General features: G+C 40.8%; 23 protein-coding genes, 3 tRNA genes and 1 rRNA gene. 14 read left to right on the top strand and 13 right to left on the bottom strand.

The features are described from left to right. The first annotated feature begins 4 nt into the window (after nt 1-4). Nucleotides 5-119, top strand: a 5S ribosomal RNA gene (gene rrf / locus NH454_RS06570). A 367-nt stretch (nt 120-486) separates the two neighbouring features. Here the strand turns inward: rrf and NH454_RS06565 are convergent. From NH454_RS06565 to uvrD, 4 genes are all read right to left on the bottom strand, one after another. Then, the gene (locus NH454_RS06565; protein WP_138558122.1) at nt 487-1335 is read right to left on the bottom strand and encodes a CZB domain-containing protein; all 849 of its coding nucleotides are present in this window, start codon (nt 1333-1335) and stop codon (nt 487-489) included. Nucleotides 1336-1402: 67 nt separating this feature from the next. Continuing rightward, nucleotides 1403-2527: an ABC transporter substrate-binding protein gene (locus NH454_RS06560; RefSeq protein WP_290442525.1), complete on the bottom strand. Its 1125-nt coding sequence runs from the start codon at nt 2525-2527 to the stop codon at nt 1403-1405. Then, a complete protein-coding gene (locus NH454_RS06555; RefSeq protein ID WP_253038562.1) occupies nt 2451-4559 on the bottom strand; it encodes a GNAT family N-acetyltransferase in 2109 nt (702 codons plus the stop codon). The genes NH454_RS06560 and NH454_RS06555 overlap by 77 nt, the downstream gene beginning before the upstream one ends. Continuing rightward, a complete protein-coding gene (uvrD, locus tag NH454_RS06550; protein ID WP_135923187.1) occupies nt 4537-6702 on the bottom strand; it encodes a DNA helicase II in 2166 nt (721 codons plus the stop codon). Before uvrD ends, NH454_RS06555 begins: the two co-directional genes overlap by 23 nt. Nucleotides 6703-6961: 259 nt before the next feature. On the opposite strand from uvrD, the gene NH454_RS06545 reads away from it, so the two are divergent. After that, nucleotides 6962-7186 carry a hypothetical protein gene (locus NH454_RS06545; protein ID WP_054554878.1) on the top strand — a complete coding sequence of 75 codons (225 nt, stop codon included), beginning with the start codon at nt 6962-6964 and terminating at the stop codon, nt 7184-7186. A gap of 123 nt (nt 7187-7309) precedes the next feature. Next, the gene (locus tag NH454_RS06540; protein ID WP_135923188.1) at nt 7310-7678 is read left to right on the top strand and encodes a YacL family protein; all 369 of its coding nucleotides are present in this window, start codon (nt 7310-7312) and stop codon (nt 7676-7678) included. 32 nt (nt 7679-7710) lie between these two features. Here NH454_RS06540 and NH454_RS06535 read toward each other — a convergent pair whose 3' ends face one another. Then, nucleotides 7711-8340, bottom strand: a complete 630-nt coding sequence (locus NH454_RS06535) for a peroxiredoxin-like family protein (RefSeq protein ID WP_253038560.1) — start codon at nt 8338-8340, stop codon at nt 7711-7713. A 133-nt stretch (nt 8341-8473) separates the two neighbouring features. Here NH454_RS06535 and dut point away from each other — a divergent pair, with 133 nt between their 5' ends. Beyond that, on the top strand, nt 8474-8929 hold the full coding sequence (gene dut, locus NH454_RS06530) for a dUTP diphosphatase (RefSeq protein WP_253038558.1): 456 nt from the start codon (nt 8474-8476) through the stop codon (nt 8927-8929). Here the strand turns inward: dut and NH454_RS06525 are convergent. Genes NH454_RS06525 through yrfG form a run of 3 tightly spaced genes read right to left on the bottom strand, consistent with a single transcriptional unit; the run spans nt 8926 to nt 11586 of the window. After that, nucleotides 8926-10143: a methyltransferase domain-containing protein gene (locus NH454_RS06525; protein WP_253038557.1), complete on the bottom strand. Its 1218-nt coding sequence runs from the start codon at nt 10141-10143 to the stop codon at nt 8926-8928. The genes dut and NH454_RS06525 overlap by 4 nt on opposite strands. A 3-nt stretch (nt 10144-10146) precedes the next feature. Further along, on the bottom strand, nt 10147-10908 hold the full coding sequence (locus NH454_RS06520) for a hypothetical protein (protein WP_253038556.1): 762 nt from the start codon (nt 10906-10908) through the stop codon (nt 10147-10149). 30 nt (nt 10909-10938) lie between these two features. Then, nucleotides 10939-11586: a GMP/IMP nucleotidase gene (yrfG, locus tag NH454_RS06515; RefSeq protein ID WP_253038555.1), complete on the bottom strand. Its 648-nt coding sequence runs from the start codon at nt 11584-11586 to the stop codon at nt 10939-10941. A 61-nt stretch (nt 11587-11647) separates the two neighbouring features. Here yrfG and nudE point away from each other — a divergent pair, with 61 nt between their 5' ends. The 7 genes from nudE to NH454_RS06480 all read left to right on the top strand — a co-directional run bounded on the left by nudE (nt 11648) and on the right by NH454_RS06480 (nt 16276). Then, nucleotides 11648-12220: an ADP compounds hydrolase NudE gene (gene nudE / locus NH454_RS06510; RefSeq protein WP_171040476.1), complete on the top strand. Its 573-nt coding sequence runs from the start codon at nt 11648-11650 to the stop codon at nt 12218-12220. After that, nucleotides 12213-13010, top strand: coding sequence for a 3'(2'),5'-bisphosphate nucleotidase CysQ (gene cysQ, locus NH454_RS06505; protein WP_135923193.1), 798 nt, complete (start codon nt 12213-12215; stop codon nt 13008-13010). The genes nudE and cysQ overlap by 8 nt, the downstream gene beginning before the upstream one ends. 240 nt (nt 13011-13250) lie before the next feature. Then, a tRNA-Met gene (locus NH454_RS06500) sits at nt 13251-13327 on the top strand. Nucleotides 13328-13390: 63 nt separating this feature from the next. Further along, nucleotides 13391-13467 (top strand) — tRNA-Met (locus NH454_RS06495). Between the two features lie 63 nt (nt 13468-13530). Next, nucleotides 13531-13607: transfer RNA gene (locus NH454_RS06490), tRNA-Met, on the top strand. A gap of 504 nt (nt 13608-14111) precedes the next feature. Further along, nucleotides 14112-14726 (top strand): trimeric intracellular cation channel family protein, encoded by a 615-nt coding sequence (locus tag NH454_RS06485; RefSeq protein ID WP_135923194.1) that lies wholly within the window; start codon nt 14112-14114, stop codon nt 14724-14726. 38 nt (nt 14727-14764) lie between these two features. Then, nucleotides 14765-16276: a YifB family Mg chelatase-like AAA ATPase gene (locus tag NH454_RS06480; protein ID WP_235403987.1), complete on the top strand. Its 1512-nt coding sequence runs from the start codon at nt 14765-14767 to the stop codon at nt 16274-16276. 8 nt (nt 16277-16284) lie between these two features. Here the strand turns inward: NH454_RS06480 and NH454_RS06475 are convergent, their stop codons facing one another. Next, nucleotides 16285-16989, bottom strand: a complete 705-nt coding sequence (locus tag NH454_RS06475; RefSeq protein ID WP_135923196.1) for a response regulator transcription factor — start codon at nt 16987-16989, stop codon at nt 16285-16287. A 165-nt stretch (nt 16990-17154) separates the two neighbouring features. Continuing rightward, nucleotides 17155-19650, bottom strand: coding sequence for a S9 family peptidase (locus tag NH454_RS06470; RefSeq protein WP_253038554.1), 2496 nt, complete (start codon nt 19648-19650; stop codon nt 17155-17157). Nucleotides 19651-19794: 144 nt separating this feature from the next. Here NH454_RS06470 and NH454_RS06465 point away from each other — a divergent pair, with 144 nt between their 5' ends. Further along, the gene (locus NH454_RS06465; RefSeq protein WP_135923198.1) at nt 19795-20859 is read left to right on the top strand and encodes a hemolysin family protein; all 1065 of its coding nucleotides are present in this window, start codon (nt 19795-19797) and stop codon (nt 20857-20859) included. On the opposite strand, the gene NH454_RS06460 is transcribed toward NH454_RS06465, so the two are convergent. Continuing rightward, nucleotides 20856-22076: an EAL domain-containing response regulator gene (locus tag NH454_RS06460; RefSeq protein ID WP_135926214.1), complete on the bottom strand. Its 1221-nt coding sequence runs from the start codon at nt 22074-22076 to the stop codon at nt 20856-20858. The genes NH454_RS06465 and NH454_RS06460 overlap by 4 nt on opposite strands. A 176-nt stretch (nt 22077-22252) precedes the next feature. Between NH454_RS06460 and NH454_RS06455 the strand changes: the two genes are divergently transcribed. After that, complete coding sequence (locus NH454_RS06455; RefSeq protein ID WP_253038553.1) at nt 22253-23269, top strand: site-2 protease family protein; 1017 nt, start codon at nt 22253-22255, stop codon at nt 23267-23269. A 53-nt stretch (nt 23270-23322) separates the two neighbouring features. On the opposite strand, the gene NH454_RS06450 is transcribed toward NH454_RS06455, so the two are convergent. Together NH454_RS06450 and NH454_RS06445 are read right to left on the bottom strand one after the other, a co-directional pair. Then, nucleotides 23323-24636, bottom strand: a complete 1314-nt coding sequence (locus NH454_RS06450) for a short-chain fatty acid transporter (protein WP_253038552.1) — start codon at nt 24634-24636, stop codon at nt 23323-23325. 114 nt (nt 24637-24750) lie between these two features. Continuing rightward, a complete protein-coding gene (locus NH454_RS06445; protein WP_135923203.1) occupies nt 24751-25704 on the bottom strand; it encodes a chemotaxis protein CheV in 954 nt (317 codons plus the stop codon). Between the two features lie 144 nt (nt 25705-25848). Between NH454_RS06445 and NH454_RS06440 the strand changes: the two genes are divergently transcribed. Continuing rightward, complete coding sequence (locus tag NH454_RS06440) at nt 25849-26913, top strand: potassium channel family protein (RefSeq protein ID WP_135923204.1); 1065 nt, start codon at nt 25849-25851, stop codon at nt 26911-26913. The last annotated feature ends 28 nt before the right edge of the window (nt 26914-26941 follow it).

Below are 26941 nucleotides of genomic sequence, written 5' to 3'. Positions count from 1 at the left end.
TTTGCTTGGTGACAATAGCGTTTTGGACCCACCTGACCCCATGCCGAACTCAGTAGTGAAACGAAACAGCGCCGATGATAGTGTGGCATTTGCCATGTGAAAGTAGGACATCGCCAGGCTCCAAATTAGAGAAAGCCCGATTCGAAAGAGTCGGGCTTTTTTGCGTCTGGAGCTGTCAGCTTTCAGCTTTCAGCTTTCAGCCGTCAGTTGAAATGTGGGGTTGTCCTGTACAGAGTCATCCTCAGCAACAAAACCCCGTAGGAGGCACTTCAGTGCCGAATTCAGACCTTAACAAACACATTCACGGCTAAAGCCATACCTACAAGTACACTTTGCCTAGAACCTAGAGCCTTCGTTAGAGGAAGGCGCAGCACCAAACATCTCCACCGCGCGGCTGATCGCTGAAGGCTGAAAGCTGATAGCTCTGTGTTGGGTTTCGCTTCGCTCTACCCAACCTACGGCAGGCTTTAAACTTTACCCTTGCTACTAAAAAAGCCCGTATTCTTCGGTTTCTTCAGCTTCATGGCGCATAAGGTGTTCTGGACGGAATATTGCGCTTGGATCTAACAACAGGCTATGTTTATTTTTCATTTTGATTAAACCACGCATCATATTTTTCGTCTGAGGATCAACATCGAAACCCACAGAGGTGAGCTGCTCTAATGGTTTAATATCTTCTTTTTTTACGTTTATGTTATCTTCAACTTGGTCAACTAACAGGCCTATATGAGGCGTGATACCATCTTTTGTTGTGAAGATAATAATTGGCTTGTAATCAAGGATAATTTGTTCTCGGGCTGACTCAAATAATCTGACAAGTTGATTAAATACCTGACGTTTTTTTTCTTCAAAAACACTAATAACTTTTTCTTGAGGTTGGCTTTTCTGTAACTCTAATAATTCTCTGGCCATAGCATGTAGTTCACGATGAGGTGCATCGAACTTGACAATAATGCTGTGTAAATCCTCGTTATCTGTTTTGAAATTGTTATACCAGCGGCCAAATTCACACTTATCAGGATCTGTTGATTTAGTGAATGGAGTGCCTGTTACTAAGCTGTGCTCAAGCGCATTTAGCCACTCTAGGTGCTCTTTTTCTCGTTCTACTAATAAATCTGAAAGTGCAGTGTTTGTATCACTTGTTGATTGGTTGTTTAAAACGATGCCTAAATCAAAGATAGGGGTGGGTGTATCCATGTAGTCTTTTACACCAATGAAGCTTTTATTTTCATTCGGCAAAGATGTCAAATTTCCTTCATAACGTTCAGTTAGAAGTATATCGAGAATTTTTAATGAAATGGTCTTTTGCCCGACACGAAAATTAATCAGATCCATATTTTCCTCAAAGCCTTGTTAAGTCTTTATAGCATAGAACATTATTGCTAATTAGTTGTAGTTAAATTTAATTACTTTTGTAGTATGAGCGATAGATTTTTTTTATCTTATCTTTATCGGGGTCACTAAACAGAGCTGCTAGCTCACTATCTCTGTCAAAGGTTTTGTTTAGCTGGATTAGTAAGCATTGATTATTTAGTGGTGTAGGGCATTCTTTTGCGGCTTCTACTAAAGCTGCTGCATTCAAATAGCCTTCAAAAATAATTCGATTAGGGGTCACATTATAAGGTTTGATATCTTCCTTAAAGCTATTACACCAGGCGTTTTCACATTTATTAGGGTTGGGGACCACTTCTGTGACCATTATATTTGCTGGGTGTTTTACAAGAGCAAATAAATCGTGACTAGAAACAAATGAAACGGATGTAAAGTCAGGTTTGAAACCTTGTTCATAGCTGGTATTTATAAATTCTGCTAGCGGTTGGTAGGTTCCTACCATACAAACAGCCGTTACTTCGCTTTGCTTCAGGGTTTCTAAGGCTTTCGATATATCTGAACTATTTCTTCTAAAACGAGCTACTTCGATAGGTTTGATGCCAAACTCTTCTAAAGCAGTGATTAAGTTGCTTTCAACCATGTAGCCAAATTCATCAGCTTGAATGATTAAGCCGATCTTTTGATGGTTACGTTCTTTTATCAAATAGTTTATCTGTTCAATAGCTTCATCTTGATAGCTAGCTCGTAAGTTAAACACATTGGGCATTGAGCTATTATGCAGAAAATCAGCGCCTGTAAACGGCATTAGAAAGGGAATGCGGTGCCTATCTAGTAATGGTTTTATGGCGTGAGCAGTGGGTGTTCCCATCGAGCCGAAAATCGCGTGAATTTTTTCGGTGTACAAAAACTGCCTTGTATTTACAACGGTGTTTTTTGGCTCATATCCATCGTCAGCGAGTATAAGATCTATATTCTGGCCATTGATCCCTTGGGTTTTGTTAACTTTATCGAAGTAAATTTTACTGCCTAGCGCAAGTTGCTCACCGATTTGTTTGGCAGGTCCTGTTAATGCGGTAGACATGCCTAACTTTATAGGGGGTTGCGTATGTTGCGCTAAGCTAGTTGTTGGTATCAACACCAGGGTTATTAAAAGGGCATTGAGTACTTTTAGTGTTAAGTGATTTATAGTGAGCATACCAACCTTTTACTGCGGTTATAAACTGTGAATCGAGTTCTTTACGGCCAGCAAAATTAGCTTCATAAATAAAGCTATTCACAGAAGTCTGCTGTAATACTAGTCTAATAAGGATGAATTTTGTATTTTCATCTAATAATTTTAGACTAATTGGTGTGTGCCATATTAGTTGCCACAGTAAAGGTTGTATATTGAAAAGATTGAAATCATCACTGATGATTCGCTCTGCTCTTGTGGATAATGCAGTAGGGCAAGCAGTGCTTGGCAAATGCGATACTAATTGATCAACTAACTGCCAAGGTAAGCTTTTAAAGTGCCCTAACAATTGCACTGATATGTCTAACTTAAACTCATTAATGAGTTGCTGTACCAATGAGCTATTTTGTTTGCAAAGCGATTTTATCACTAAAGCAGGGTGTTCAGCTGTTGCCTTATCATGACTAAAACCGAGTTTTACGACATGAAAGCCATTGTGCTGCCAGAATCTAACAAGCGATGCATTAGCACCAAAACTTGCCCCAAAATAGCTACAATTATCTAACTGTCTTTCGCAGTATTTTAATAAGGCTGAGCCAATTCCTTGCTGATGGCATTCGGGTGATATCGCTATTCTTACAACCCGAGCAGAGACCTCTGTTAGAAAGTGTGAGTCTTTGCTTAGTTGAGTAAGTGTTTGTGCCATTAAATGGCCATGCGGACGACGCTGACCGGTTTTAACATGGTCTGCTATAGCTTTAGTCAGTCCACCTTCGAGAGCAACCAAGCAGACGCCTTTGAGCTCATCTGCTTGAGTGCAAATAAACAATTGTAATTCAGGTGCATCAAGCAATTGGCGTAAATCATTAACACTGGTTTGATAATGTGCCAAAGCAAGTAAGGCTATTATCTGGCCTAGCAGCTGCTCATTATCAACAAGTTGTTGTTTGCTTACTTGTGCAAAATTGAGAGATTGTTCTTTACTTGTGTGTAGGTACTTTGCATCGAGAAGTAATAGTTCGCGTAGGCTATTTTCGAGGGGGTCATGTTTAGCAAAACGAATTGGCTCATCCAGAGTAATAGTCTTTAGCGATTTAAATTGACTGCGCAAGTAATGTAAAAAGCGTAACGTGTAACCTCGTCCATTTCCTTCATAACCAACCATAGTGCTAGCAAATACAATTCGTGGGTAGCTTTTCAGGATCTGCAATAATAGTGGAACTGGAATCGCTGCTGCTTCGTCGACAAACAGCAGATCGCAATCAGGTTTTTCATTTAGCAGTATATCTGGCGCAATATAGCTAAGGTTAGCTAATTGCTTACAGTTTTGCTCTTTGCTAACACCAAGCTCAGCAGCTAAATGTTTAAAGCTTGTTTGTACAGCTTTGGCTTGGGTGGCACAAATAAGGATTTTTTTATCTTGAAGATTGGCTGCTGCAAGTCCTAAAGCCGCTGACTTACCACGACCTCGGTCGGCACTGATCACAAAAGGACGATTAGCGCGTCCTGACGCGGTTTTAATAATTTGCTCAACACATGTTTGTTGTTGCTGAAAATTTATCTCAGCAGTTGCTGGTGAAACTGATTGATAAGCAGGAATCGAGTGCTCAGTAAAATAATGTGGCTGCAACTTTAGCTTGGCGAATAAACGCTGATTAAAAAAGCTGTGTTGAATCACTTGGCCATAGGAGGTAATACTTGTGAGTGCAGGGTCTTGCCAATTACTGTCATCAGGCAGCAATAGTATCAGTACACCGCCTGCTTTTACGGTGCCTGCAAGTGCGGCTAATTTATCGGCATATAAGCCGCTAAAACCATCAAAAATTGCGTGTTGAAACTCTTGACCAAGAATTTGGTGAGCATGTTTTGGAAACTCACTATTTGCTAATAATGAGCTGCTACTGAGAACATAGCTATTTTTAAGCGCTAATTGGTTTGCAAACTGATAGCACCAAGCTTCGCTTCCTTGCACTATGACAAGCTGGCGATGCTTTGCAATAACCAGCTCGTTGCACAGTGCTGTTAAATACTCATTATAAGGCTTGAAGTCTTGCATACTGTGTTACAAGCCATTTACTGCCTAGGTCATCAAAGTTCACTTGAATACGTGACTGTGCGCCGCTACCTTCGTAATTGAGTACAGTACCTGCACCAAACTTGGCATGCAAGACGCGTTGACCTAAGTTAAAGCCGCTATCTTCAAATGCGGCATGTGTTACTGATGGACTAAAACGACCTGCTGCAGGCGGTCTTGAAACCTGTGTTTTAATACGAATTTCTTCGATACAGTCTTCAGGCATTTCACGTAAAAAGCGTGATGGGCTGTGGTATTTTTCTTGTCCGTATAAACGGCGACTTTCTGCGTGGCTAATGTATAGTTTTTCCATGGCGCGAGTCATACCGACATAACATAAACGGCGCTCTTCTTCTAAACGGCCAGACTCTTCATTACTTTGTTGAGATGGGAACATGCCTTCTTCAACACCGACCATAAATACCAACGGGAACTCTAGGCCTTTTGCTGAGTGCAGGGTCATCATTTGCACCGCGTCTTCGTGCTCGTCAGCTTGACCTTCGCCAGATTCTAGAGAGGTATATGCCAAAAAGCCCTGTAGTGGCGAGCTGAACTCTTCATCTTCAGGGAGTTCATATTGACCGCAAGCACTAATAAGCTCTTCTAAGTTTTCTACCCGGGCACGGCCTTTTTCACCTTTTTCAGCTTGATACATTGCCATTAACCCTGAGGTTTGAATGGCGCATTTCGCTTGCTCTTCTAAGGTGAGATCGCTGATCTTATCTTCGATATGCTCAACAAGCTCTAAGAATTTAGTGACGGCACTCGCAGCTCGGCCAGATAAATGCTGTTGTTCGATAATTGCTTTTGCGGCATACCAAAGTGGCAATGATTCATTGCGCGCGCAATCACGAATGTGGCTTAGTGTTTTATCACCTATGCCACGGGCTGGGGTGTTAATAACGCGCTCGAAAGCTGCATCATCTTGACGGTTACCCACTAAACGTAGATACGAAAGTGCATCTTTGATCTCTTGACGTTCGAAGAAGCGCATACCGCCGTAAATACGGTATTTTAAACCTTCTTGTAGCATTGCTTCCTCGAGTACACGAGATTGTGCATTGTTACGGTATAAAATCGCGGCATCTTGTAATGCATTACCTGCATTTAGCCAGCTACGCAGTTTGCTGCTGACAAAGCGCGCTTCGTCTAATTCATTAAACGCAGCGTAAACAGAAATAGGCTCACCATCATTGCCGTCTGTCCAAAGGCTTTTGCCCATGCGTTCAGCATTGTTTTTGATCAGCGCATTTGAGGCTTTCAAGATGGTTGCCGTTGAGCGGTAATTTTGTTCAAGGCGAATGGTTTCGGCTTCGAAGTCAGTTAAAAAGCGTTTGATATTTTCAATTTTTGCGCCACGCCAGCCATAGATACTTTGGTCATCATCACCCACAATCATAATACTGTTCGTATTACCCGCGAGTAGTTTTAACCAAGCGTATTGGATTGTATTAGTATCCTGAAACTCGTCTACTAGCATGTGAGCAAAACGCTGTTGATAGTGACGTAAAAGTGTTGGGTGGTTTTTAAGTACTTCGTAGCAGCGTAGCAGAATTTCGGCAAAGTCGACCAAACCTGCGCGATCACAAGCCTCTTGATATGCAGCGTAGACTTTCAGCATCATCTGCTCATTAATATCGTAGGCTTGAATGTCTTTAGGACGTAGACCTTCATCTTTTTTCGCGCTGATATACCAACCAAATTGTTTTGCTGGCCACTTTTTATCATCGATGTTCATCGCTTTAAGCAAGCGTTTGATCATACGTTGTTGATCGTCAGAATCTAAGATTTGAAAGCTTTCAGGCAAGTTCGCTTCACGGTGATGGGCGCGTAAAATGCGGTGAGATAAGCCATGGAAAGTGCCAATCCACATACCGCCAACCGGTGCTTTTAAGGTTTCTTCTACACGGGTGCGCATTTCTTTCGCGGCTTTGTTAGTGAAGGTTACCGCAAAGATGCTGTATGCAGAAGCTTGCTCAACTTGCATGAGCCATGCGATGCGATGAACAAGTACTCGAGTTTTACCAGAACCTGCACCTGCAAGTACTAGCATGTTTTGCAATGGGGCTGCGACTGCATCCCGTTGTTTATCATTTAAGCCATCGAGTAATTCAGAAACGTCCATCGTTACGCCTTTTCAATCTATAATGGGTGGAGTATAACAGGTGTTTATGCAAGGCTAAATAAAATACTGTTTTTATAAACAGCTATTTTGGCAAGTCATTAAAATTACGATATAAAAATTGTGAATTTGACCGATTTTTAGCAAAAAGAACTAAAATCAAAATAACGCTACTTTTTAACACTTTGATTTGTAAGTCATAATAAGTTGGCATAAAGTGTGTTTATAAAAAGTATAATCATTAAAAACTACAGAGGTTAGTATGGCAGAGCAAGGTTCTGGCGGTAATGTAATCGCAGCAATATGTAATATCTTTTTTCCTGGTTTAGGACAATTGGTACAAGGTCGTTTAATGGCGGCTATTGCATTCTTTTTAGCATGGGTGATTAGTGGTGCACTAATATATGTTGCAGTAGGTTTTATTTTACTGCCTATCGTATACCTATGGGCGATTATTGATGCTGCACGCTTCAAATCGCGACTCTAGCTATTTTAAATAGCATAAATACGAGCGCCCGCATGGGCGCTCGTGTTGTTTTAACCTTGCAAAACTCGCCACGTCTAGCTGCAAACGGTATAATTAGCACATAACGTATTACGAGTACCCTTCATGGAATATCAATTTATCCGCGACCCAATTAGCGGTTTACGCATTAAAATTTCCTCTGAACATGCCGTCATAGGCCGTTGGCTAAACGAAGAAGTCGGTAAAGAAAAAATCGCGATGGTGCAAGCGTTGATCTCTGCGGTTAAGAGCAGCAATGAGCCATTAACTTTACAAGGTCAAGAAATTGATTTGATCTTAAGTAAAGATGAAGCGTTATTCGAAGCACATGCATTACATCAAGACAACGAAGACCTAGTTGCCTATCAAGATGATGATTTAATGCTTGAAGAAGAAGGCCTCTGCAGTGGCTGCGGCTTTGAAGACTTTGTTGATTTAATTGAATCTTGGCAAGAGTTTACACAAGGCCGATAAGCAGAAACATGTTCTGCTTATCGGTTGCCAATTTATTGCTCGCTCACTGATTTAACAGCGGCTAGTAATAAATCTTCTGTTAAGCGTACTTTGTAATTTGGGTTAGCGTATTGAAAATGAACTAACCCATTTGTGTCTATCACGAATACTGCGGGTACTGGTAGCGCGACTTTCGCCTCACCCTCTAACGAGACAAAGTTAACTCCAAGCTTATTACGGTAAATCTTTGCTGTTTTGTCATCTAAATAAAATGCTAAACCTAACGTTTGCGCCAAAGTAAGGCTGTCGTCAGAAAGCAATTGATAGCTAGGAGCTGTAATTTTTGTTTCAGCGAGTTTTTCAGGGCTATCTGGTGAAACGGCAATTAGTTGCGCGTCTAAGCTTGCTAATTCTTTCTCAATTTTTTGCACGCTGGTCAATTGTTTTGAACAATATGGGCACCAGCCACCACGATAAACAATCAGCACGGTGGTTTTCTCTTTAAAGCGCTCAGCTAGCGAGACGGTTTTACCATATTGGTCTTTCAATTCAACATTTGGCACCGTTAAGCCGGGTAATAACGGACTAACTTGCTCTGCTGACTCCGCAATATTGGTCGCAGTTGCAGCGATAACTTGGCTTGATAGTACAAACAGTGCACTAATGAGTAGAGATTTAAACATGGGCTTCCTCGGTTATTTTTATCAACTGCAAAGATGACCTGATTGTTGCGGGATTAATTTCATCTTTACCTACATCAAACTCAAATTTAACTGTAGTATATAGGCAAATAAAGTTATCCACAGAAATGAAAAAATGAGAAATATTGATTTAAAAATTATAGATAAACGTTTAGGTACTGATTTCCCTTTACCGGAATATGCTACAGAAGGCTCTGCAGGTATTGATCTTAGAGCATGTATTGAAAAAGACTTAGTATTAGAGCCTGGGCAAGTTGAGCTAATACCATCTGGCTTTGCTGTTCATATGAAAGATAACGGTCTAGCAGCCACAATTATTCCTCGCTCAGGATCAGGGCATAAGCATGGTTTGGTTATGGGTAATTTAGTTGGTCTGATTGACTCTGACTACCAAGGTCAAATCTTTATTTCTCTTTGGAATCGTAGTAATAAAGCATATACAGTTGAAGTCGGTGAAAGAATAGCACAGCTAGTGTTTGTTCCTGTCGTACAAGTCGGCTTTAATATCGTGAGCGAGTTTGATGCCACGGAGCGTGGCGAAGGTGGTTTTGGTAGCTCAGGTAAAAGCTAATTTTTTACTTCTATTATCATGTATCGAGGAAACTCCCAATGCTGCTCTATATTCATGTTATTCGGAGTTACCTCATCAATATGAGCGATACGAAGACCTCTTTCGGTTAGAGTGTTGATATAATATTCTAAAGGTCGGTGATAAAAAGTAACTCTATCAATTATATTGTTAGGGTCACTAGAGATAGTAAACTCTATATCATTTTCTCTTTCTTTTAAATATTCAAAATTATCTTTAAAATGATTCTTATATAAGTGATAAAAGCATGGGTGAGGTATTGAGAATATAAAACTACCACCTGCTCTTAAAAATGATATAACTTTATCTATGTGAGAAGGAAACTCTTTAATACAATGAGAGCACATATGTGAGTATATTAAGTCATACATAGATTTAGTTTTAAAGGTAAAAGAACTCTCATTAAAGATTTTCACCTTACTTCCTATTAGAACTTGACTTGCGATTTTATACATTGATAATGATGGCTCAATAGCATCAAGAGTTACTACTTTCGATGATATTTCTTTTGTTAAATGCCCAGTCCCGGCACCAATTTCTAGAGCATTTGTCGCCTTTAAACGATCAATTATGCTCAGCCACTTAGGCAAAAAAATTTTATGATATGTAGTATCTAAACCACTCTCAATTTGATTCTTTCTTATTTCTGCTGCGTATTTCCAATCGTTTTTTAATTTTTCTTCTTCGTTTCTAATTTCAATTATCTGCTTGTAAAAGTCATCTAAAGTAGCTTCATTATCGATAATATAATCAGCATGTTCTTCTATTTCATGCGACATTTTTTCAATGAAATTTTGTTCTCTAATTAAAAACTGTTGGAATGTTAAGCCTTCTCTTTCCTTTATTCTTAAGTACCTTTTTTTTCTTGATGATTTTATAAAGACAATTTTAGCATTCAGGCGCTCCTTTAAAATGAGTGCTGTTTTAAGTGGTCGAATGCCTTCAATTATATTATTCATGGATAAACTAGTTTTTTTTAGTAACTCATTAGCTAATTCCTGTTCGCCATTTTTAGCTAAATAATTAGCCCCGAATGCTAATAACTCCTTGCCAGTAATACTCTCTTTATTGTATTCATTAGCAGCTAAATTACGAAGTACTTTGCTTACAGATATAACATTATAGTTTGATTGAGCAATTCTTTCTGCTGCTGAGGTTTTTCCTGCGCCATGCATTCCACAAATAATCCAGTTCATTATTTAGCTTCTCCCATTTGCTTGTATGCAAAGGTTATTTAATGTATAGCAAAGCTGTTTTGCGTTATCCTTTGGAAACAGGATGCATACGTAAGGGTTTTTATCTACTTCTCCAAAAGCATTAGCGACTTTATATAAGAAAGCTTGCTCTGAGCTGTGCTCAACTAAAGAACATTTTAAATGCTGCGGATTAGAAAAAGTCATGAAAGGTTTAACTTTTTGAAATATAGAAGTGTTGTTGATAGCCTCACTTACAATTTCTTCTGACTTATAACTCACAAAGTTAATTGCCTGTTTATTTACAAGAGCTAATATTGCTTCAAGCATTTCATCATTCTGTGTTATCCAGCTGAAATCCCCTGCAAAAACAGTTACTTTCTCTGCTTTTTTATAATATGGAAGCATTACTTTAAGATCATCAACGCCATCATCATTAATTTTAATAGTTTGGATTGGGGAAGCTTTTCTAATGTCAGCTTGAGCCTTTCTGTATTGACAAAAAGCGTAGACAGTAAGAATTAATGAAACACTTCCACTTGTGAAAGCAATAAAGTCCGAGCTTATATCTGAGAGAGAGGACTCCGTACCGTCCCAAATTAAATTAGATAGAAATGTAGTTAGGATACTTGATTGGGAGTATTTTTCATAAAGAAGCCAAAATAAGGTAATTACAAATACAAAAGTTAAGAGTGGAAATATTGTATGAACAACGAAATCTCTGAGTCCCAATATCACTCTGTAAATTGACTTAATTAAAGTGCACATATTAATTCCTTTTATGCAAATAAAGTTAGTTTATATTATTGTCGTAAAGTCAGTAACACTTAAATAATTATTAATTTTATTATGCGGTTGCTGACTATCAGGGTTGGCAACCGCAAGTATATGGCCAATACCAAACTCTTTTGCCGCATCTAGCACGGCAGGGCTATCATCCACAAATAAAGTCCGTTCCTTATCAAACTGCCATTCTTGGTGTACTTGTTGCCACAATGGTTGATGCTCTTTACTCACGCCATATTGGTGAGTTGAGATAACCCCATCTAAGTAATTATCGATAGCCGTGTGTTCAAACTTTAACATGGCACAATCTGGGTGCGCGTTAGTAAGCATGATCAATTGCTTGCCTGCTTTTCTCAGCTCCGTTAAGAACGGCGGAACATCGTCACGAATTCTGATTAAATGTTGAATTTCACGTTTTAACGCCATAATCGGTAAATCAAGTTGCTGTTGCCAGTAATCTAAGCAGTACCAATTAATTTGCCCGTGAACTTGTTGATAACGATGTAAAATGTCAGCTTTTGCTTGGTCTAAACTGATTTTATGTTTACGCGCATATTGCTCGGGAATAACGGTTAGCCAAAAGTAATTATCAAAATGCAAATCGAGTAGGGTGCCATCCATATCTAACAACACAGTATCGATTTTTGACCAATTTAACATAGGCAATTCACTTTAAAAGATTTATGATGAGCATAACTGCCATGATAGCAAATTAATGCCAATGACACAGAAAAAGCATCCTACACCACCGCAAATTTTGTCTAATGAAGTTGTCGCTAAAAGTAGACTATTTACTGTTGAGTCTCTCGAATTGAAGTTCTCTAATGACGAGCAAAGGCAATACGAAAGAATTCGTGGCGGTGGCAGAGGGGCAGTGATGATTGTGCCAGTAACGGCCGATAATGAACTGCTATTAGTGCGAGAGTATTGTGCAGGCACCAATGATTATCAGTTGGGCTTTCCAAAGGGCTTAATTGACCCAGGCGAAACACCACAGCAAGCTGCAGATCGTGAGCTTAAAGAAGAAGTTGGTTTTGGCGCGAAGCACTTTGCTGAACTTAAAAAAGTCAGCATGGCACCGAGTTACTTTAATGCCACTATGCATATTTTGTACGCCGAAGATCTCTACCCTGAAACCTTACCTGGTGATGAGCCTGAACCGCTTGTCGTTGTGAAATGGCCAATAAGTGATTGGCAATCATTATTGCAACAAGAAGACTTTACCGAAGCACGAAGTGTCGCAGCTTTGCTATTATTAACAAAGTACTTAGAGTCGGGAGCGGGCAATGAATAATTTTTTAGAGCCGTGTATTCGGTTAGCTGAACAAGCTGGCGACGCTATAATGGCCATTTATCAACAGGATGATATAGGTGCTGAGCAAAAGTCAGATGATACGCCTGTTACTAAAGCTGATTTAGCCTCGAATGAGGTGTTGATGGCAGGCTTACAAGCATTAGCGCCTGATATTCCAATTATGTCAGAAGAAACACCTATTCCAGCGCTGGCAGATAGAAAAGATTGGCAGCGTTATTGGTTACTTGATCCAATGGATGGCACTGGCGAGTTTATTTTAGAAAGTGGTGATTTTGCAGTAAATATCGCTTTAGTTGAAAATAATCGCCCAGTGCTTGGCGTTATTCATTGGCCAGCGAAACAAGTGACTTATTTTGCTAGTTATCAAAATGGCGCGTTTAAACGTGAAAATGGCCAAGATCAGCAAATTTCGGTAGCAACGCCGGATAATTTAACCTTAGCTGTAAGCCGAAGACAAAAAATTGAAGCTGTTAGCCAATATTTAAATACCCAGTTTGCGACGGTTGCATTAGGTTCTTGTTCATTAAAAGCATGCATTATCGCGGAAGGTAAAGCTGATTGTTTTTTACGAATAGGGCCAACAGGTGAGTGGGATACAGGCGCGTCGCAAGTCATTGTTGAAGAAGCGGGTGGTTGCATCACGGACGCTGAATTCAATCCGTTAACTTACAATCAACGAGAAAGTACCGAGAATCCTGATTTTATTGTTATGGGGCACCCTGATTGGGAGTGGCAAAAAATGATTAGTCCACATCAGCGCGCATTTTAGTGAGGTTTTGTGTGCTTTTTGTTCGCTTAAGCCCGTATTTTGATTATAACGCTTGATTTCTAATTTTATTGCTATATTATAGCGCTCTCTTCGGAACAAGGCATCGTTAACATGCTCATGTTACTTAGAGATTACAGGCGCGGGATAGAGCAGAATGATAAATCATTCGTCGGACTCGCTAATACCTGAAGTCGAAGGTCGTCGGTTTAAATCCGGCTTCTGGGACTGTAAACATACAGGCGCGGGATGGAGCAGCCTGGTAGCTCGTCGGGCTCATAACCCGAAGGTCGTCGGTTCAAATCCGGCTCCCGCAACCAATTCTTTGAATTGGAAGCCAAGTTGTCATGTAAAGCAACTTTAAATAAATCTACAATTTCAGGCGCGGGATGGAGCAGCCTGGTAGCTCGTCGGGCTCATAACCCGAAGGTCGTCGGTTCAAATCCGGCTCCCGCAACCAATTATTTGAATTGGCTGACTTCTTAAATTAAGTGAGAAGTAAAATAAACTTAATAATTTCAGGCGCGGGATGGAGCAGCCTGGTAGCTCGTCGGGCTCATAACCCGAAGGTCGTCGGTTCAAATCCGGCTCCCGCAACCAACTGAAATTATATAATAGGCACGCGAAAGCGTGTTTTTTTATGCCTGAAATTCAGGTTCAGAGCCCGAAGGTCGTCGGTTCGCCCTCAAAACTCACAGCTCCCGCAACCAACTGAATTTATATGTATTAGTTTTTAGTAACAAATTATTATAATTAAAAGTAAAATAAGTGTTTTTTACTTATTTTTCATTCTTTTTGTCGTAATTTACTTACATATCAGAACTGACTGAACTAATCTTAAAGTATGGCTTTAGGCTGTACCTTGATAGGATCTCTTGTGTAAGTATTTGACGGGCAAACATGGCTCAATAACAGCTATGGTTAAAGCATCACTGAGATCCTAACCTCTTACAGTTCAGCTTTCCTTCCTTTGAGTTTTGGCAGCTGAGTATTCAGTTGCTTTTCTTTATTATGATAGTGGCTTTGTGCGAGTAATGAATCTTCGCTTAAAAGATAGAAAGGTTTATGTTACAACGTCAGTAATATTACTTTTTAGCTACAAACATGACTGAACTTTACCATTGGTTTGATTTATTTGGCGTAGCCGTGTTTGCGGTCTCAGGGACGCTACTGGCATATGATAAAAAGATGGATGGCTTTGGTGTTGTCGTATTAGCCACTGTTACTGCAATTGGCGGCGGCACAGTCCGCGACGTTATTTTAGACATTCCTGTTTTTTGGCTGCATGATCAAAGCTACTTTTGGGCTATTTTACTCTCGGTGTTTATCACTACGCGTTTAATAAACAAACAGCGCTCTATTTCGCTAAGTGCACTACAGATTGCAGATGCATTTGGACTCGCGTTTTTTGCTGTTATGGGGGCTCAAAAAGCAATGCTTGCCGGTATGCCAGATACGACTTCGATTATTATGGGGGTTATCACGGCATGTTTTGGCGGAGTCATTCGCGATGTATTAGCAGGCAACATACCCATGCTGTTAAAAGGCGAGCTGTATGCGATAACATGTATCGCCGGTGGTATTGTTTACACAGTAAGTATTTCCCTAGGTTTAGTCACTGAGCTTGCCATGATTATGGCAATGTTAATGACACTGATGCTTCGCTTAGCTGCAATGAGGTGGCATTTAACGTTGCATGTTTTTAAATATCCTGACTAAACTGTATTCATGGATGAACTATAGGGACATATCGGATCGTGTCTTTAGCCCGAATTTTTTCTCGTGCTCAGGTTGGCGTGCAAGCTCCTGAAGTGATTGTTGAAGTGCATTTAGGTAATGGATTGCCAGCGTTTCATATTGTTGGTCTTCCTGAGGCCTCAGTAAAAGAAGCCAAAGACCGTGTACGTAGCGCGCTCGAAAACTCGCAGTTTGGCTTTCCTGATCAACGTATAACCGTTAATCTTGCGCCCGCTGATTTACCAAAAGATGGCGGGCGATTTGACTTAGCCATAGCAGTAGGGATTCTAGTCGCTTCTGGACAGATCACCTGCAACGACATACATCGTTATGAATTTTATGGTGAGCTTGCCTTAAACGGTGAAGTAAGAGGTGTGAATGCTATCTTACCTTCAGTGTTGGGTGCTAAAGAGCAAGGGCGCTGTTGCTTTTTACCTGTCGAAAACGATAACTTAGCTAGTTTAGTTTCTGGCGTATCACGAAAAGCGGTTTATTCATTACAAGATGTCTGGAACGACTTACTAAATCAACAACCTCTGCCTTTGAATATCCACTACCCAGAGCAGCAGCCAAACCGAGAGTCGCTACTTGATCTAAGTGATGTGAAAGGGCAGCCAGGTGCAAAAAGAGTGTTAGAAATCGCTGCCGCTGGTGGACATAACTTACTTTTTCTTGGCCCCCCTGGTACAGGAAAATCAATGCTCGCACAGCGTATGCCGACGATTATGCCCACCATGTCTGACGAAGAGGCCATTAGTACCGCAGCGTTGTATTCGATTATAGGTCAATCGGTAGATCTATCAAATTGGCGCGAGCGACCATTTCGAAATCCACACCACACTTGCTCTGCGGTAGCGCTGGTGGGAGGGTCGTCAAATCCGAAGCCCGGTGAAATATCATTGGCACACAATGGCGTGTTGTTTTTAGATGAATTACCTGAATTTGAGCGTAAAGTTCTCGACTCACTGCGTGAACCAATGGAAACAGGTGTAGTGACAATATCTCGAGCGGCAAGGCAAATGGAGTTCCCATCGCAGTTTCAGCTAATCGCCGCATTAAATCCTAGCCCGACAGGAAGTCATACCGATAAACGTGCGACGCCAGACCAAGTCTTGCGATACTTATCTCGGGTGTCTGGGCCATTTATCGATAGGATTGATTTGCAAATAGAGTTACCGCGGCTTACAAGTAGCCAATTGCAGAGCACCCAAGCAGAAGAAAGCAGTGAGCAAGTGCGCCAGCGTGTAGAGCGCGCGTATGCTATACAGCTTAATCGGCAGGGTAAGGTGAATGCCAGGTTAAGTAATAGAGAAATGGCGCGCTATTGTGAGCTAGGAGCAGCTGAGTTGCAGTTTTTGGCTAAAGCCAGTGAGAAACTGGCGCTATCACCGCGTTCTTATCATCGTATTATCAAAGTGGCCCGAACTTTAAGCGACTTAAAAGCCCAGCCAACAATTACCTTAAATGAATTAAAAGAAGCGCTAAATTACCGTGCGTTTGAACGACTAATAAGTCAGTTAACGCAGTACTAGAAAACGAATTAGATTGAAAGCATGTAGCCTTTACCGCGCACGGTGACAATGCGTTTTTGATCTTTTTCATCGCTGAGCTTTTTACGAAGGCGACCAATTAATACATCAACGGTACGATCGCTTGGACTCCAATCAGGCTGGCCAATTTCTTCGGAAATCTTTTCTCTTGATGTGGCTTTACCTGCATTACCGATTAAGCAGATTAAAACTTTATGTTCTGCTTCAGTCAGGCGTGACTCTTCGCCGCTGGGTGTGATCAGCGTGCGATTATCAGGGTGTAATTTAAAGTTGGCGTACTCAATAAACTCTTCGCTTTCGTCGTTTGTTTGAGAGCTCTTAAGGCGTTTATACAGTGCGCGCATTCTAAGTTCTAGCTCGAGTAAATCCACTGGTTTGCAAATATAATCATCGGCCCCTTGCGCAAGGCCTGCGATACGGTCAGCTTGCGAATCTCGGCTTGATAAAACAATGACCCCAATATCAGTCAGAGCATTTAGTTCTTTGGCAAGCAATAACCCATCGCGCTTAGGTAGCACAATGTCGATAACTGCTAAAGAAATAGCTTGTGAAGAAGCTGCACGAGATTGCACTATGCTCAATGCATCAGCACCTGTTGAATCTATCTCAATGTTAAACTCAGTTTCTTTAAAGTGGTTAAGAATGCGTTTAACGAGCAGTTCGTCGTCTTCAACCAATAAAACTTGAATAGTCATTCGCTTTAATTTCACACTTGATTTGTTGTTATGTTAGCACTGTATGGCGAAGGCTGAGAAGTGTAATGGCGAGGTTTGTAACTATTTCTTACAATTTAATGGCTTAGCGATAGTTGAAAAGGGTGAAAGCTGAGCACTCGTGCAGTGCTCAGCCAAGCGATTAAACTATTTTTCAGGATAAAGATATTGCCACCACTGCGGCTGATCTTTTAAGTTTTTATCGAAATACGCCAGCATGGTGTTCCACCAGTCAAAGCGTTTATCACGCGCAAAAATTTGGTGATCTGCTCCTTTGTATTCGATTAGGTCAACATCTTTACCGAGTAGCTTTAATGCCGTGTACATGTTGTGACTTTCACCAACCGGTACGTTGGTATCTGAATCACCATGAAGGAGTAATAGCGGCGTTGTTACTTTATCAGCATGAAACACCGGACTATGTTGGCTATAAAGTGTAGGGTTGTTCCAAGGGTAGCTGTTTTTTGATGCCTCAGCTGAATATAAATAACCCCACCAACCTTGACCCCAGTACGAGGTGATATTTGAGATCCCCGCATGAGCTATAGATGCACTGAACATATCAGTTTTAGTTGCTAGTAGCATGGTCATGAAGCCACCGTAAGACGCGCCCAAGTTGCCAACACGCTTACTATCTACATAGCTATATTTATCCAAAAAGGCTTTTGTGCCGTCAATAATGTCATTAGCTGTGTACTCACCCCATGCATTTACATGTTTAGCCGAAAACTCTTGGCCAAAGCCAGTCGCACCTGTTGGTTGTATTACGTAAACAACATAGCCGTGCTCTGCCCATAAGTTAAATGGGTAACGACCTGTGAAGCCACGTGTTACTGGTGATGTGCCACCGTAATAATAAACCAGTGCAGGGTATTGTTTTTTGCTATCTAAATCATGAGGTAAATAAACACGACCCTTTATTTCAATGCCATCTTTATTAGTGAAGTTAAATTCTTCAAGTGAGGCTACTTGGGTATTTTCATAGCCAATTGGCTTTGAATCCCACACGACTTTAGCACGGCTCTTGCCTAAGTTGAGCTGCTTAAGTTGCTGTGGTGTTGACGCTGTAGTGCCAGTCACTAAAATGCTTGGATTGCGCTCGTTTGAGTAACTAAATTGCTCAACAACATCAAAGCCTGTATTTACTTTATTGAAACGCTTTTTGCTTAAGTCGTATTGATAAAGTTGTACGGTATCTTGCTCGGTGACTTTAATAAGTGCATCACCGTTTTCTAGTACATTTAACTGGCCGATAGCCGGGTTAAACTCTTTACTTAAAGCGGTTGCTTTTTTACCGTCGCGGCTGAGTAAATAAAGTTGACCATCATAGTTATTAGCCAGCATGCCTTCAGGAAGGTTTCGGCCTAAGCCATTATTAAAATCTGGGCCAGCAGTGACATAAATACCGTCATCAGTATATTTAGCCTGATTAAAGGTATTAAATTGACCAAGCACCGTGATAGCCGATGTAGCTAGGTTTAGCTCAACAAGCTCTGTTGCAGGCTGTGGTGATAGCTGCATTGCTTGTGCTGAGCGGCTCATTAATACATGACCGTTTTTGGCATCAAAATCTTCAAGTGAATGGCTAAGTGGGCCTTGGCTTAAAATTTTGCTAAGACCTGTTGTGATATCAAGCAAGTATATTTGTGATGTTGTACGAGCATAAGACCAACGGTCTTGCAGGCCTTGATAATGTTTAGTGAGCTTGCCATTGTCTGTTGGTGATTTTGACCAGCTAAAAATTAAGCTGTTGTTATCAAAATATTGAAAGCCACTTGCACCAGAAAGGTTTTTAGCAATCACGCTAAGTTGCATCGTTTTTAGATTTAAACGCTTAAGCTCACCATTTAATAGATACACTAAATTTGTGCTATCAGGGCTCCAAGTAATATTGCTCGGTTGGGCTGACTCAAAGCGATAAAGAGTATTGTTTTTTGCGTCTTTAAGCTCAGTCACGTATTGCGCTTGATTAGCCGTTGCATCTTCGTAATGACGTTGGCTAGTAATAAAGTAATTGCCATTTGGCGCCATTGAAATATAACTTACCGTTGGCGCATCGAATAACTGTTTTGCAGACAAGCCATGTTGTTGTTTAGAACTAAATTGCACAGTATCTAGTTCAGACTTAGCAGTAAAATCAAGCTCAACTTCATTCCAGTTTGCTACTTGCTCAGTGATGATAACAATTTGGTGATCGCCTTGGCTTAAAGCTAACTCATAGCTGTTATTTTTTTCTGTTTGCTTTTCACCATCGATAAACAGCTGTGCGTTTTCAATGCCTTTAAGGGTCAACGAGCCTTGGCTAAAGCGCCCGGTTGATGCAGTAAATTTTAGTGCTTGCAGGCCACCTAATGTAAGGGCGCTTACTTTGTCGAATGATTGCCACTTTATCTCGTCGCCAAAAATACGAATATTGTCGTTATTTTTTTGTAAGCTTGGTACTAAGTTGGCAATAATAGCGTCACGATGTTCGGTTTGATAAGGCTTTAATTGCATATCATCGCTAAGAGGGCCAATAAACTGAATTGCTGAACGTTCAATAGCGTCTGCCATAGCTGTTGAACTTAGAGAACAAAGTACAAGTGCGCTAAGCGTGGTTTTTAGCTGAGTTTTTTTGTTCAGCCAAGTGGTTGTAAATGTCATAGTTTCGCCTGTTGAAGGTAAGTTTTAGCAATATAGCACGCAGAAAAACTAGCAAAAAGAGCTCTGCGTTAGAATGCTGATGGGTTTGAGGTTCCAGTTATCTGTTGATATGGTGGGCGCTTAGATGAACAATGAGGATGCACAGTGACACTTTTACTTGTTTATATGTTGGTTGCTATTACCGTCTCTTTTTTATGCTCGGTAATGGAAGCGGTGTTATTAAGTATAACGCCAAGCTATGTTGCTATGCTAAGGAAGCAGCAACCTGCATTAGCAAAACGCGTTGCTAAGCTAAAAGATAATATAGACCAACCACTCGCGGCTATTTTAACGCTTAATACAATTGCGCACACAGCTGGTGCTGCAGGTGTTGGTGCACAAGCTGCAGTGGTTTTTTCAGATGCTGCTGTTGGAATAGCCTCGGCAATTATGACCTTATTGGTTCTTGTACTTTCTGAAATCATTCCGAAAACACTGGGTGCAAATTATTGGCGTGGTCTAACACCTATCGTCAGCATTAGCCTTATTTGGTTGGTGGTCATTTTAAAACCTTTCGTTTGGTTTGCAGATATCCTCACGCGCTTTTTGGGGCGTAATTATGATGAGGCCTACTATATTCGCCAAGAAATTGAAGCCATGGCTGATATAGGCACAGAGTCAGGGGCACTTGGTCACGACGAATCTGAGATTATTAGGAGTCTGCTGCGTTTTCGCCACGCTAAGCTAGATACCATAATGACGCCGCGTACTGTGCTGTTTAAAGTGCATAAAGATTTAACTGTTAATCAGTATTTGTCTGAACATGGCTCATCGTCATTCTCTCGGGTGCTGGTATATGACAAAAATGGTGATGATATTATCGGCTTTGTACATAAAAACGATATTATGCTGGCGTATCATCGTTTAGGTGAAGACTATAAGATAAGTAAGCTGGTTAAACCAATTTATACAGTGCCAGAGACCCTGCATGTGCCAACGCTACTTGAAACCTTATTGTCAGGGCGAACCCATATTTGTTTAGTGGTTGATGAGTACGGAGATGTTCAAGGGATTGTGACCTTAGAAGATTTAATTGAGGCGCTGATGGGGCTGGAGATTGTTGATGAACATGACCAATCTGCAAATATGCAAAAAGTGGCTAAGCAGCGTTGGCGACAGCGCTTAGCACGAAGTAATACCATTGTTAGTGATGACAAGCGGGAGCCTTAGCGACGCTGCCCGGTCGCTGTTTTGACCATTTGCCGCCATGAGATTGACCAATTTAAAAAATCTTCTTTGGCTTTCGGGCGGCATAACAAAAAGCCTTGCATTAAGATAAATTCTTTATAGCGGTCTAAGTATTCGAGTTCTTCTACTCGCTCGATCCCCTCGGCGACAATAAATAAATCTTCTTGAATAGCAATATTCACAAGACTACTGACAATGACTTGAGAAAATTGGTCAGTTTCAATATTACTGATCAGCGTTTTATCTATTTTAATCTCGGTAAATGGTAAGGTTTTCAATTGTTGTATGTTGGTAAAGCCGGTGCCAAAGTCATCAAGAGAAATACCAAATCCTCGCATTCTTAATCTGTTTAGTGATTCTAACTGTGCTGCGGTGCGTAAGGCGTATTGCTCGGTTATTTCTAAAATAACTTCACCTGGGGTGAGGTTATTTAAATGTAATATTAGTGCCAATTTATCTGGGCAGCTTAAGTCTTCGAGTTGCGAAGGCGATAAATTAAAAGCCAGTTTTAGGTTAGGATGAAAATGTTCTTTGATTTCAGCAAAGTCGTTGGTCGCTTTTTCAAAGAGCTGAAAGGTAATAAGGTTAATTAAATCTAAATCCTCGGCAACACAAATAAATCGCTCAGGTAGAATTATTTCCTCTTCTTTACTTGTATTTATTCGCGCTAATACCTCAATACTTTCGACACGGTTATCGTGGCGGTTAATTTTGGGTTGGTAAAATGGAATTATTTCGTTGTGACTAATCGCATGAAGTAACAGCGACTCAGAAATAGGGGATTTTGTCCGCTCTACGTGAAATGAAAAATGCTCAAGCTTTTGCAGCAACAAATAAACCTGATTCAACTGCACGGGTTTAGATATATTACCAATCAGATGGGCATTATTTTTACGGGCAATATCAGCTGCTAAATCAATTACTTTGGGATCCATTTCAGAAATGATCGCAATAGCACCATGGTATTTCATTGCGCCTAAATGACGGATCAATTCCATACCATCCATATCGGGCATTTTTAGATCAGTAAAGATAGCATCAAAGAAGTGAGGCGCTTTTTTTACTTTTTCTAGAGCTTCTTCTGCACTTAGGCAAGTAGTGACATGGCTAATTTCCAGCTCATTCAAAATAGCCTGCATAACAATAAGGATCGCTTTGGAGTCATCGACTACGAGAATATGCCTATTTGACTTCACTATATTCACTCCTTGAACGAGAACACTATACTTAAAAGTAGTAGATAAATATTAGTTAGTCATGTTTTTTGGTTGTTTGTGTGCTGGACAGAGTAATTTAAATCGTAGAAGCTTCTCCCTCGTAATTTATTTTGTCCTACGTATAATAGCCGCACTCTTATCTAGTATTTTTACAGATTATGGCAAGACTTCAGTTGAGCTTAGCAAATGAAACCTTCACTTTGCATTTACACGGCTCGCAATTAATACAGTTATTCCATCAACAGCAAGCTATTGCATTTGATAACCCGACTCAGAATAAGTATGAATTTGATTTTCAAGGACAAATAATTAGCTTAGATACCAGCAAAGTGCATGAAAAAAGCTTAGCTATTTATGTTAATCAGCAATTAGTTAGTGAACTTGCACTTCCTGCGGTAGAAGACGCTGAACCAAAACGCGGCATCATTGGCCTGCTAGCACTGGGCTTTAAATTATTTAAAAGTGCAAAAGTAGTGAAAGCTGCTTTAGCGGGTGCATCAGTTGCAGGTTACGCATGGCTTTTTTCTATTGAATTTGCTTTGATGTTAATTGCTTGCTTGGTTGTGCATGAATATGGTCATGTGCGCGCTATGAAATATTTTGGCATTAAAACTAAAGGTATTTATCTTATTCCGTTTGTCGGTGGCTTGGCCGTTTCCGACGATAAAATTACCACCCGTTGGCAAGACGTGGTGATCTCTCTAATGGGGCCTGCATTTGGCTTAATTACCTCAGTACTCGGAGTGGTGCTTTACTACGCCACTGAAATGGAAATATTCGCCGGTGTGGCAGTACTCAGTGCACTATTAAACCTATTTAACTTGTTACCTATTTTGCCCTTAGATGGCGGTCATGTACTAAAAAGCATTAGTTTTTCTATGCGTTCTTGGGTCGGCTTAAGCGTGTGCTTATTAGGCGTGTTATTTGGTTTATGGCTGAGCTATACCTTCGGTTTAATGCTCCTCGTGTTCTTCTTGTTTGTTGGCGCGCTTGAAATTGCATTTGAATGGCGTGGTCGTCATTATTCACACTTAATCCCTCTTGATACTTACGGGCAAGGTTTTTCAGCGGTCATGTACGCATTGGTTGTTGCAGGCCACGTTGCGGTGATGATGCATTTTGCTGATTCAGAAAGCGCAATCCTTAGCTTGCCAATGAAGATTTTATCGAGCTAAGAATTGCATATTAAGCACTGAGTGGGCTAAAACTCAGTGCTTTTGCATTCGTACTAAGGATAAAAGCTCAGCATTAACGATATAAACACGCCGGTGATGATCAGCTGCACAAGGCAAAAGCCCATGATGTCTTTTGCTTTTAAGCCTGCAATGGCGAGAACAGGGAGTGCCCAGAACGGCTGAATTAGGTTAGTCCAGGCATCGCCCCATGCGACAGCCATAGCAACACGTGGCATATCAGCGCCAAGTGTTTGTGCTGCAGGAATGACAATTGGCGCTTGCACTGCCCATTGGCCGCCGCCTGATGGCACAAAGATATTCACAAACCCGGCACTTAAAAAACTCAAAAAAGGCAGCGTTTCGGCTGTTGCAATGGCAATAAATCCTTCAGAGATTTGTTGAGCAAGTCCCGTTTTTACCATAATGGCCATGATCCCAGCATAAAACGGAAATTGAATCACAATACCAGCGCCACTGGGGATTGCTTGCTGTAAGCTTCGGAGTAAATTATGAGGTGTTTGATGCATTAAAATTGCGCTAAATAAGAAAATCGCGATCACGCTATTTAAATTTAAGCCGCCTCCGCTTAGCACAAAATAATAGAATAAATAGCCAAGGCCAACGGCCCCTATCCCCATTCCTAATAAACGACTATGCTCTATGACTTCGGCAGGGCGGGTAGGTGTTGCTGTTTGCTTAGTTTCATCATCAAGCTTTGCGGGGTCAACATAGACGCTGTCTGTCTCGCTTGGCAACATATAGCGATTTACAATCGGCATGATAATAAATAAGCCCACAACAATAGCGATATTAAATGCCGAAAAGATCGTGTTTTCGGTGCCTATTACACCAATACTTTGCTCTGCAAAGTGGCCGTCGGTCGCGATTGTCAGCGGCACTGAACCGGCTAAGCCGCCATGCCAAACAATAAAGCCTGAATATGCACTGGCAACCAATAATCGGTAATCAACGCGGGTTTGTTTTGCAATTGCTTTGGCGAACAAAGCGCCTATGACTAAGCCAAAGCCCCAGTTTAGCCAGCTCGCTAATAAAGAAACGAGCGTCACGAGTATAATTGCTTTGGCTGGAGTATTTGCTAATGTCGCAAGTTTATTGAGTATGCTGCGCATAACTGGAGTACTCGCTAACATGTAGCCTGTTAGAAGTACTAGCAGCATTTGCATGGCAAATTGTAATAGGTTCCAAAATCCACCACCCCAAGCCGCGAGCACTTGCGTGGGCGTTGACGGCGTAAAGAGACTCGCAACGATAAAGCTCAGCAAGGTGAGTAATATAACAAATACAAACGGGTCGGGTAGGTAACGCTCTACTAGTTTAGTGAATGGTTTGGCAACGCGATTTAGCATAGTTTTTATTGTTGTCGTCGAATCGATAAAGCCAATAAATCATGAATAACGATGATTGGCAAATTGCGACGTCGTTGCTTTAGCTTATATTAATAAAACAAATGTTAAAAACGATTACTGAGCATCTTGTTCTAGCACGGCTTTTAAGCGGGCTTGCACTTCTTCTACTAACAAAATTGGCTGGAACTTAGATAAAAAGGCATTACAACCAACCTTCTCAACTAGGGCTTGGTTAAAGCTACCACTGAGTGATGTGTTAAGCACGATGTGTAAGTTCTTCATTCGGCTGTCGTTACGAATTTCGTGGGTTAAACGGTAGCCATCCATTGCTGGCATTTCTGCATCGGTGATCACCATAAGTAATTCTTTTTCGACGTCTTTGCCCTGATCAGCCCAGCCTTTTAACATTTCGAGTGCTTCGAGTCCGTTACGAGCAGGAATAATTTCGATGCCGAGTTGCGATAAAGTATCGCTTACTTGTTTACGAGCCGTTGGTGAATCATCAGCATGAAGAATTTTGCGGCCTGCAAATTCGTTCACGATACTTTTATCAAGAATATCTTCAGAAATATGTACTTCGTACTCAACGATTTCGGCGAGCACTTTTTCTACATCGATTATTTCAACCAGTTGCTCTTGGCCATCGCGTTTCACCTTCGTTAAGGCTGTTAGATAATGATTTTTACCAATCGCAGTTGGTGGCGGCATAATATCAGACCATGTCATATTAATGATTTGATCAACCTTGCCAATTAAAAAGCCTTGTACGGTACGATTGTATTCAGTGATAACGAGGTTTGTATCTTCAATGTGTTTAGCTTCAGGCATGTTAATCGCTCTACGTAAATCAATCACAGGAATTGACTCACCGCGAATATCAACTACACCTGACACTTTCGGGTGTGCGTGAGGAATTTTGCTGATATGAGGCAGTTTAACGACTTCTTTTACTTTAAAAACATTAAGAGCAAATAAGTGGCGACTGTGGAGGTAAAATAGTAAAAGCTCTAAGCGGTTTTCACCGACTAGTTGCGTACGCTTATCAACTGAAGCAAGAACACCTGACATATTTCACCCAAAACAACTAATACAGAGATATTATAGTCTACTATTATTTTTCATCGACATGCATTAGTAATTTCAATCTGTTGCCAAAGAGCAAGCATTCCAGTACCGTATCGTTAATTTCCACCACTGTAAATTGCAAGGATTATGCACTATTTATTAAATCGTATAGTGGTACTTATCCGCAGTCATATTGATCAAGTAAGTTGGCAGGCTGTGGTGGTTACCACGCTTTTGCATATGCTACTTATATGGTGGCTGCTTATGCTTGCAGGAGAGCAAGCTTTAACACCATTAAGTACCTACGTTTATTATTATGTTGTAACAACATCAACAGTTGGCTATGGCGATTTTAGTGCCAGTACTGAGCTTGGCCGCTGGATTGTTGCATTACTACAAATACCTTTTGGTTTAGCATTATTTGGCGTTCTGTTAGGAAAAACAGGGCAAACAGTAACTTATTTAATCAGGCGCGCTATGACGGGTGATAAAAGCTTCGCACATATAAACAATCACATTATTATTTTTGGTTGGCACGATACTCGTACTAAGAAGATGGTTGACTATATTCTAGCCGATCAAAAACGCTTAGATCGTCGTATTCTATTGGCAGTTACTGAACAAATGGAGCATCCATTTTTAACAAATCCGATGGTTGATTTTGCACGCCTAAGTAGCTTTACCGACTTAGATGAGTTGCAAAGAATCGCAATTGAACGCGCCGATAAAATTATTATTGATGGCCAAGATGATGACCAAACGTTTACTACGGCACTGCGCATAAGTAAGTTGGTAAATAAGGATTGTCATATTAGCGCGCATTTTACTGACGAAACCAAAATCGAAATGCTACATGAGCTTTGTCATAATGTTGAATGCAGTAGTGCCAAGTCAGCCGAAATCTTAGTGCGTTCAATGCAAGATCCAGGTTCGAGCCGTGTGCAAGAAGAGTTGTTATCAACACTTCATGGTGATACTCAGTTTAGTTTGCCTATTCCAAAAGGCGTGCAAGCAATGGAGTTTGGCAAGCTGTTTCATCACTTTAAATACAGCCACGATGCTATATTACTGGGTGTAGCACATAATTTAAGTGCAAAAAACATGGATTTAAATCCGCCACTTGACTATGTAGTCAGTGAAGGAGATATTTTGCATTATATTGCTGCGGAGCGTGTTTTGAGTGACGAAGTTGATTGGTCAGCGTTGGTATAGTACCAATCCGTAATAATACTTTTAATTA

Source organism: Pseudoalteromonas sp. Ps84H-4 (genome assembly GCF_024124645.1).
Classification (GTDB): Bacteria; Pseudomonadota; Gammaproteobacteria; order Enterobacterales; family Alteromonadaceae; genus Pseudoalteromonas; species Pseudoalteromonas lipolytica_C.
Note: the sequence above shows the minus strand (reverse complement) of the source record. Positions and strands in the feature narration are given on the sequence as shown.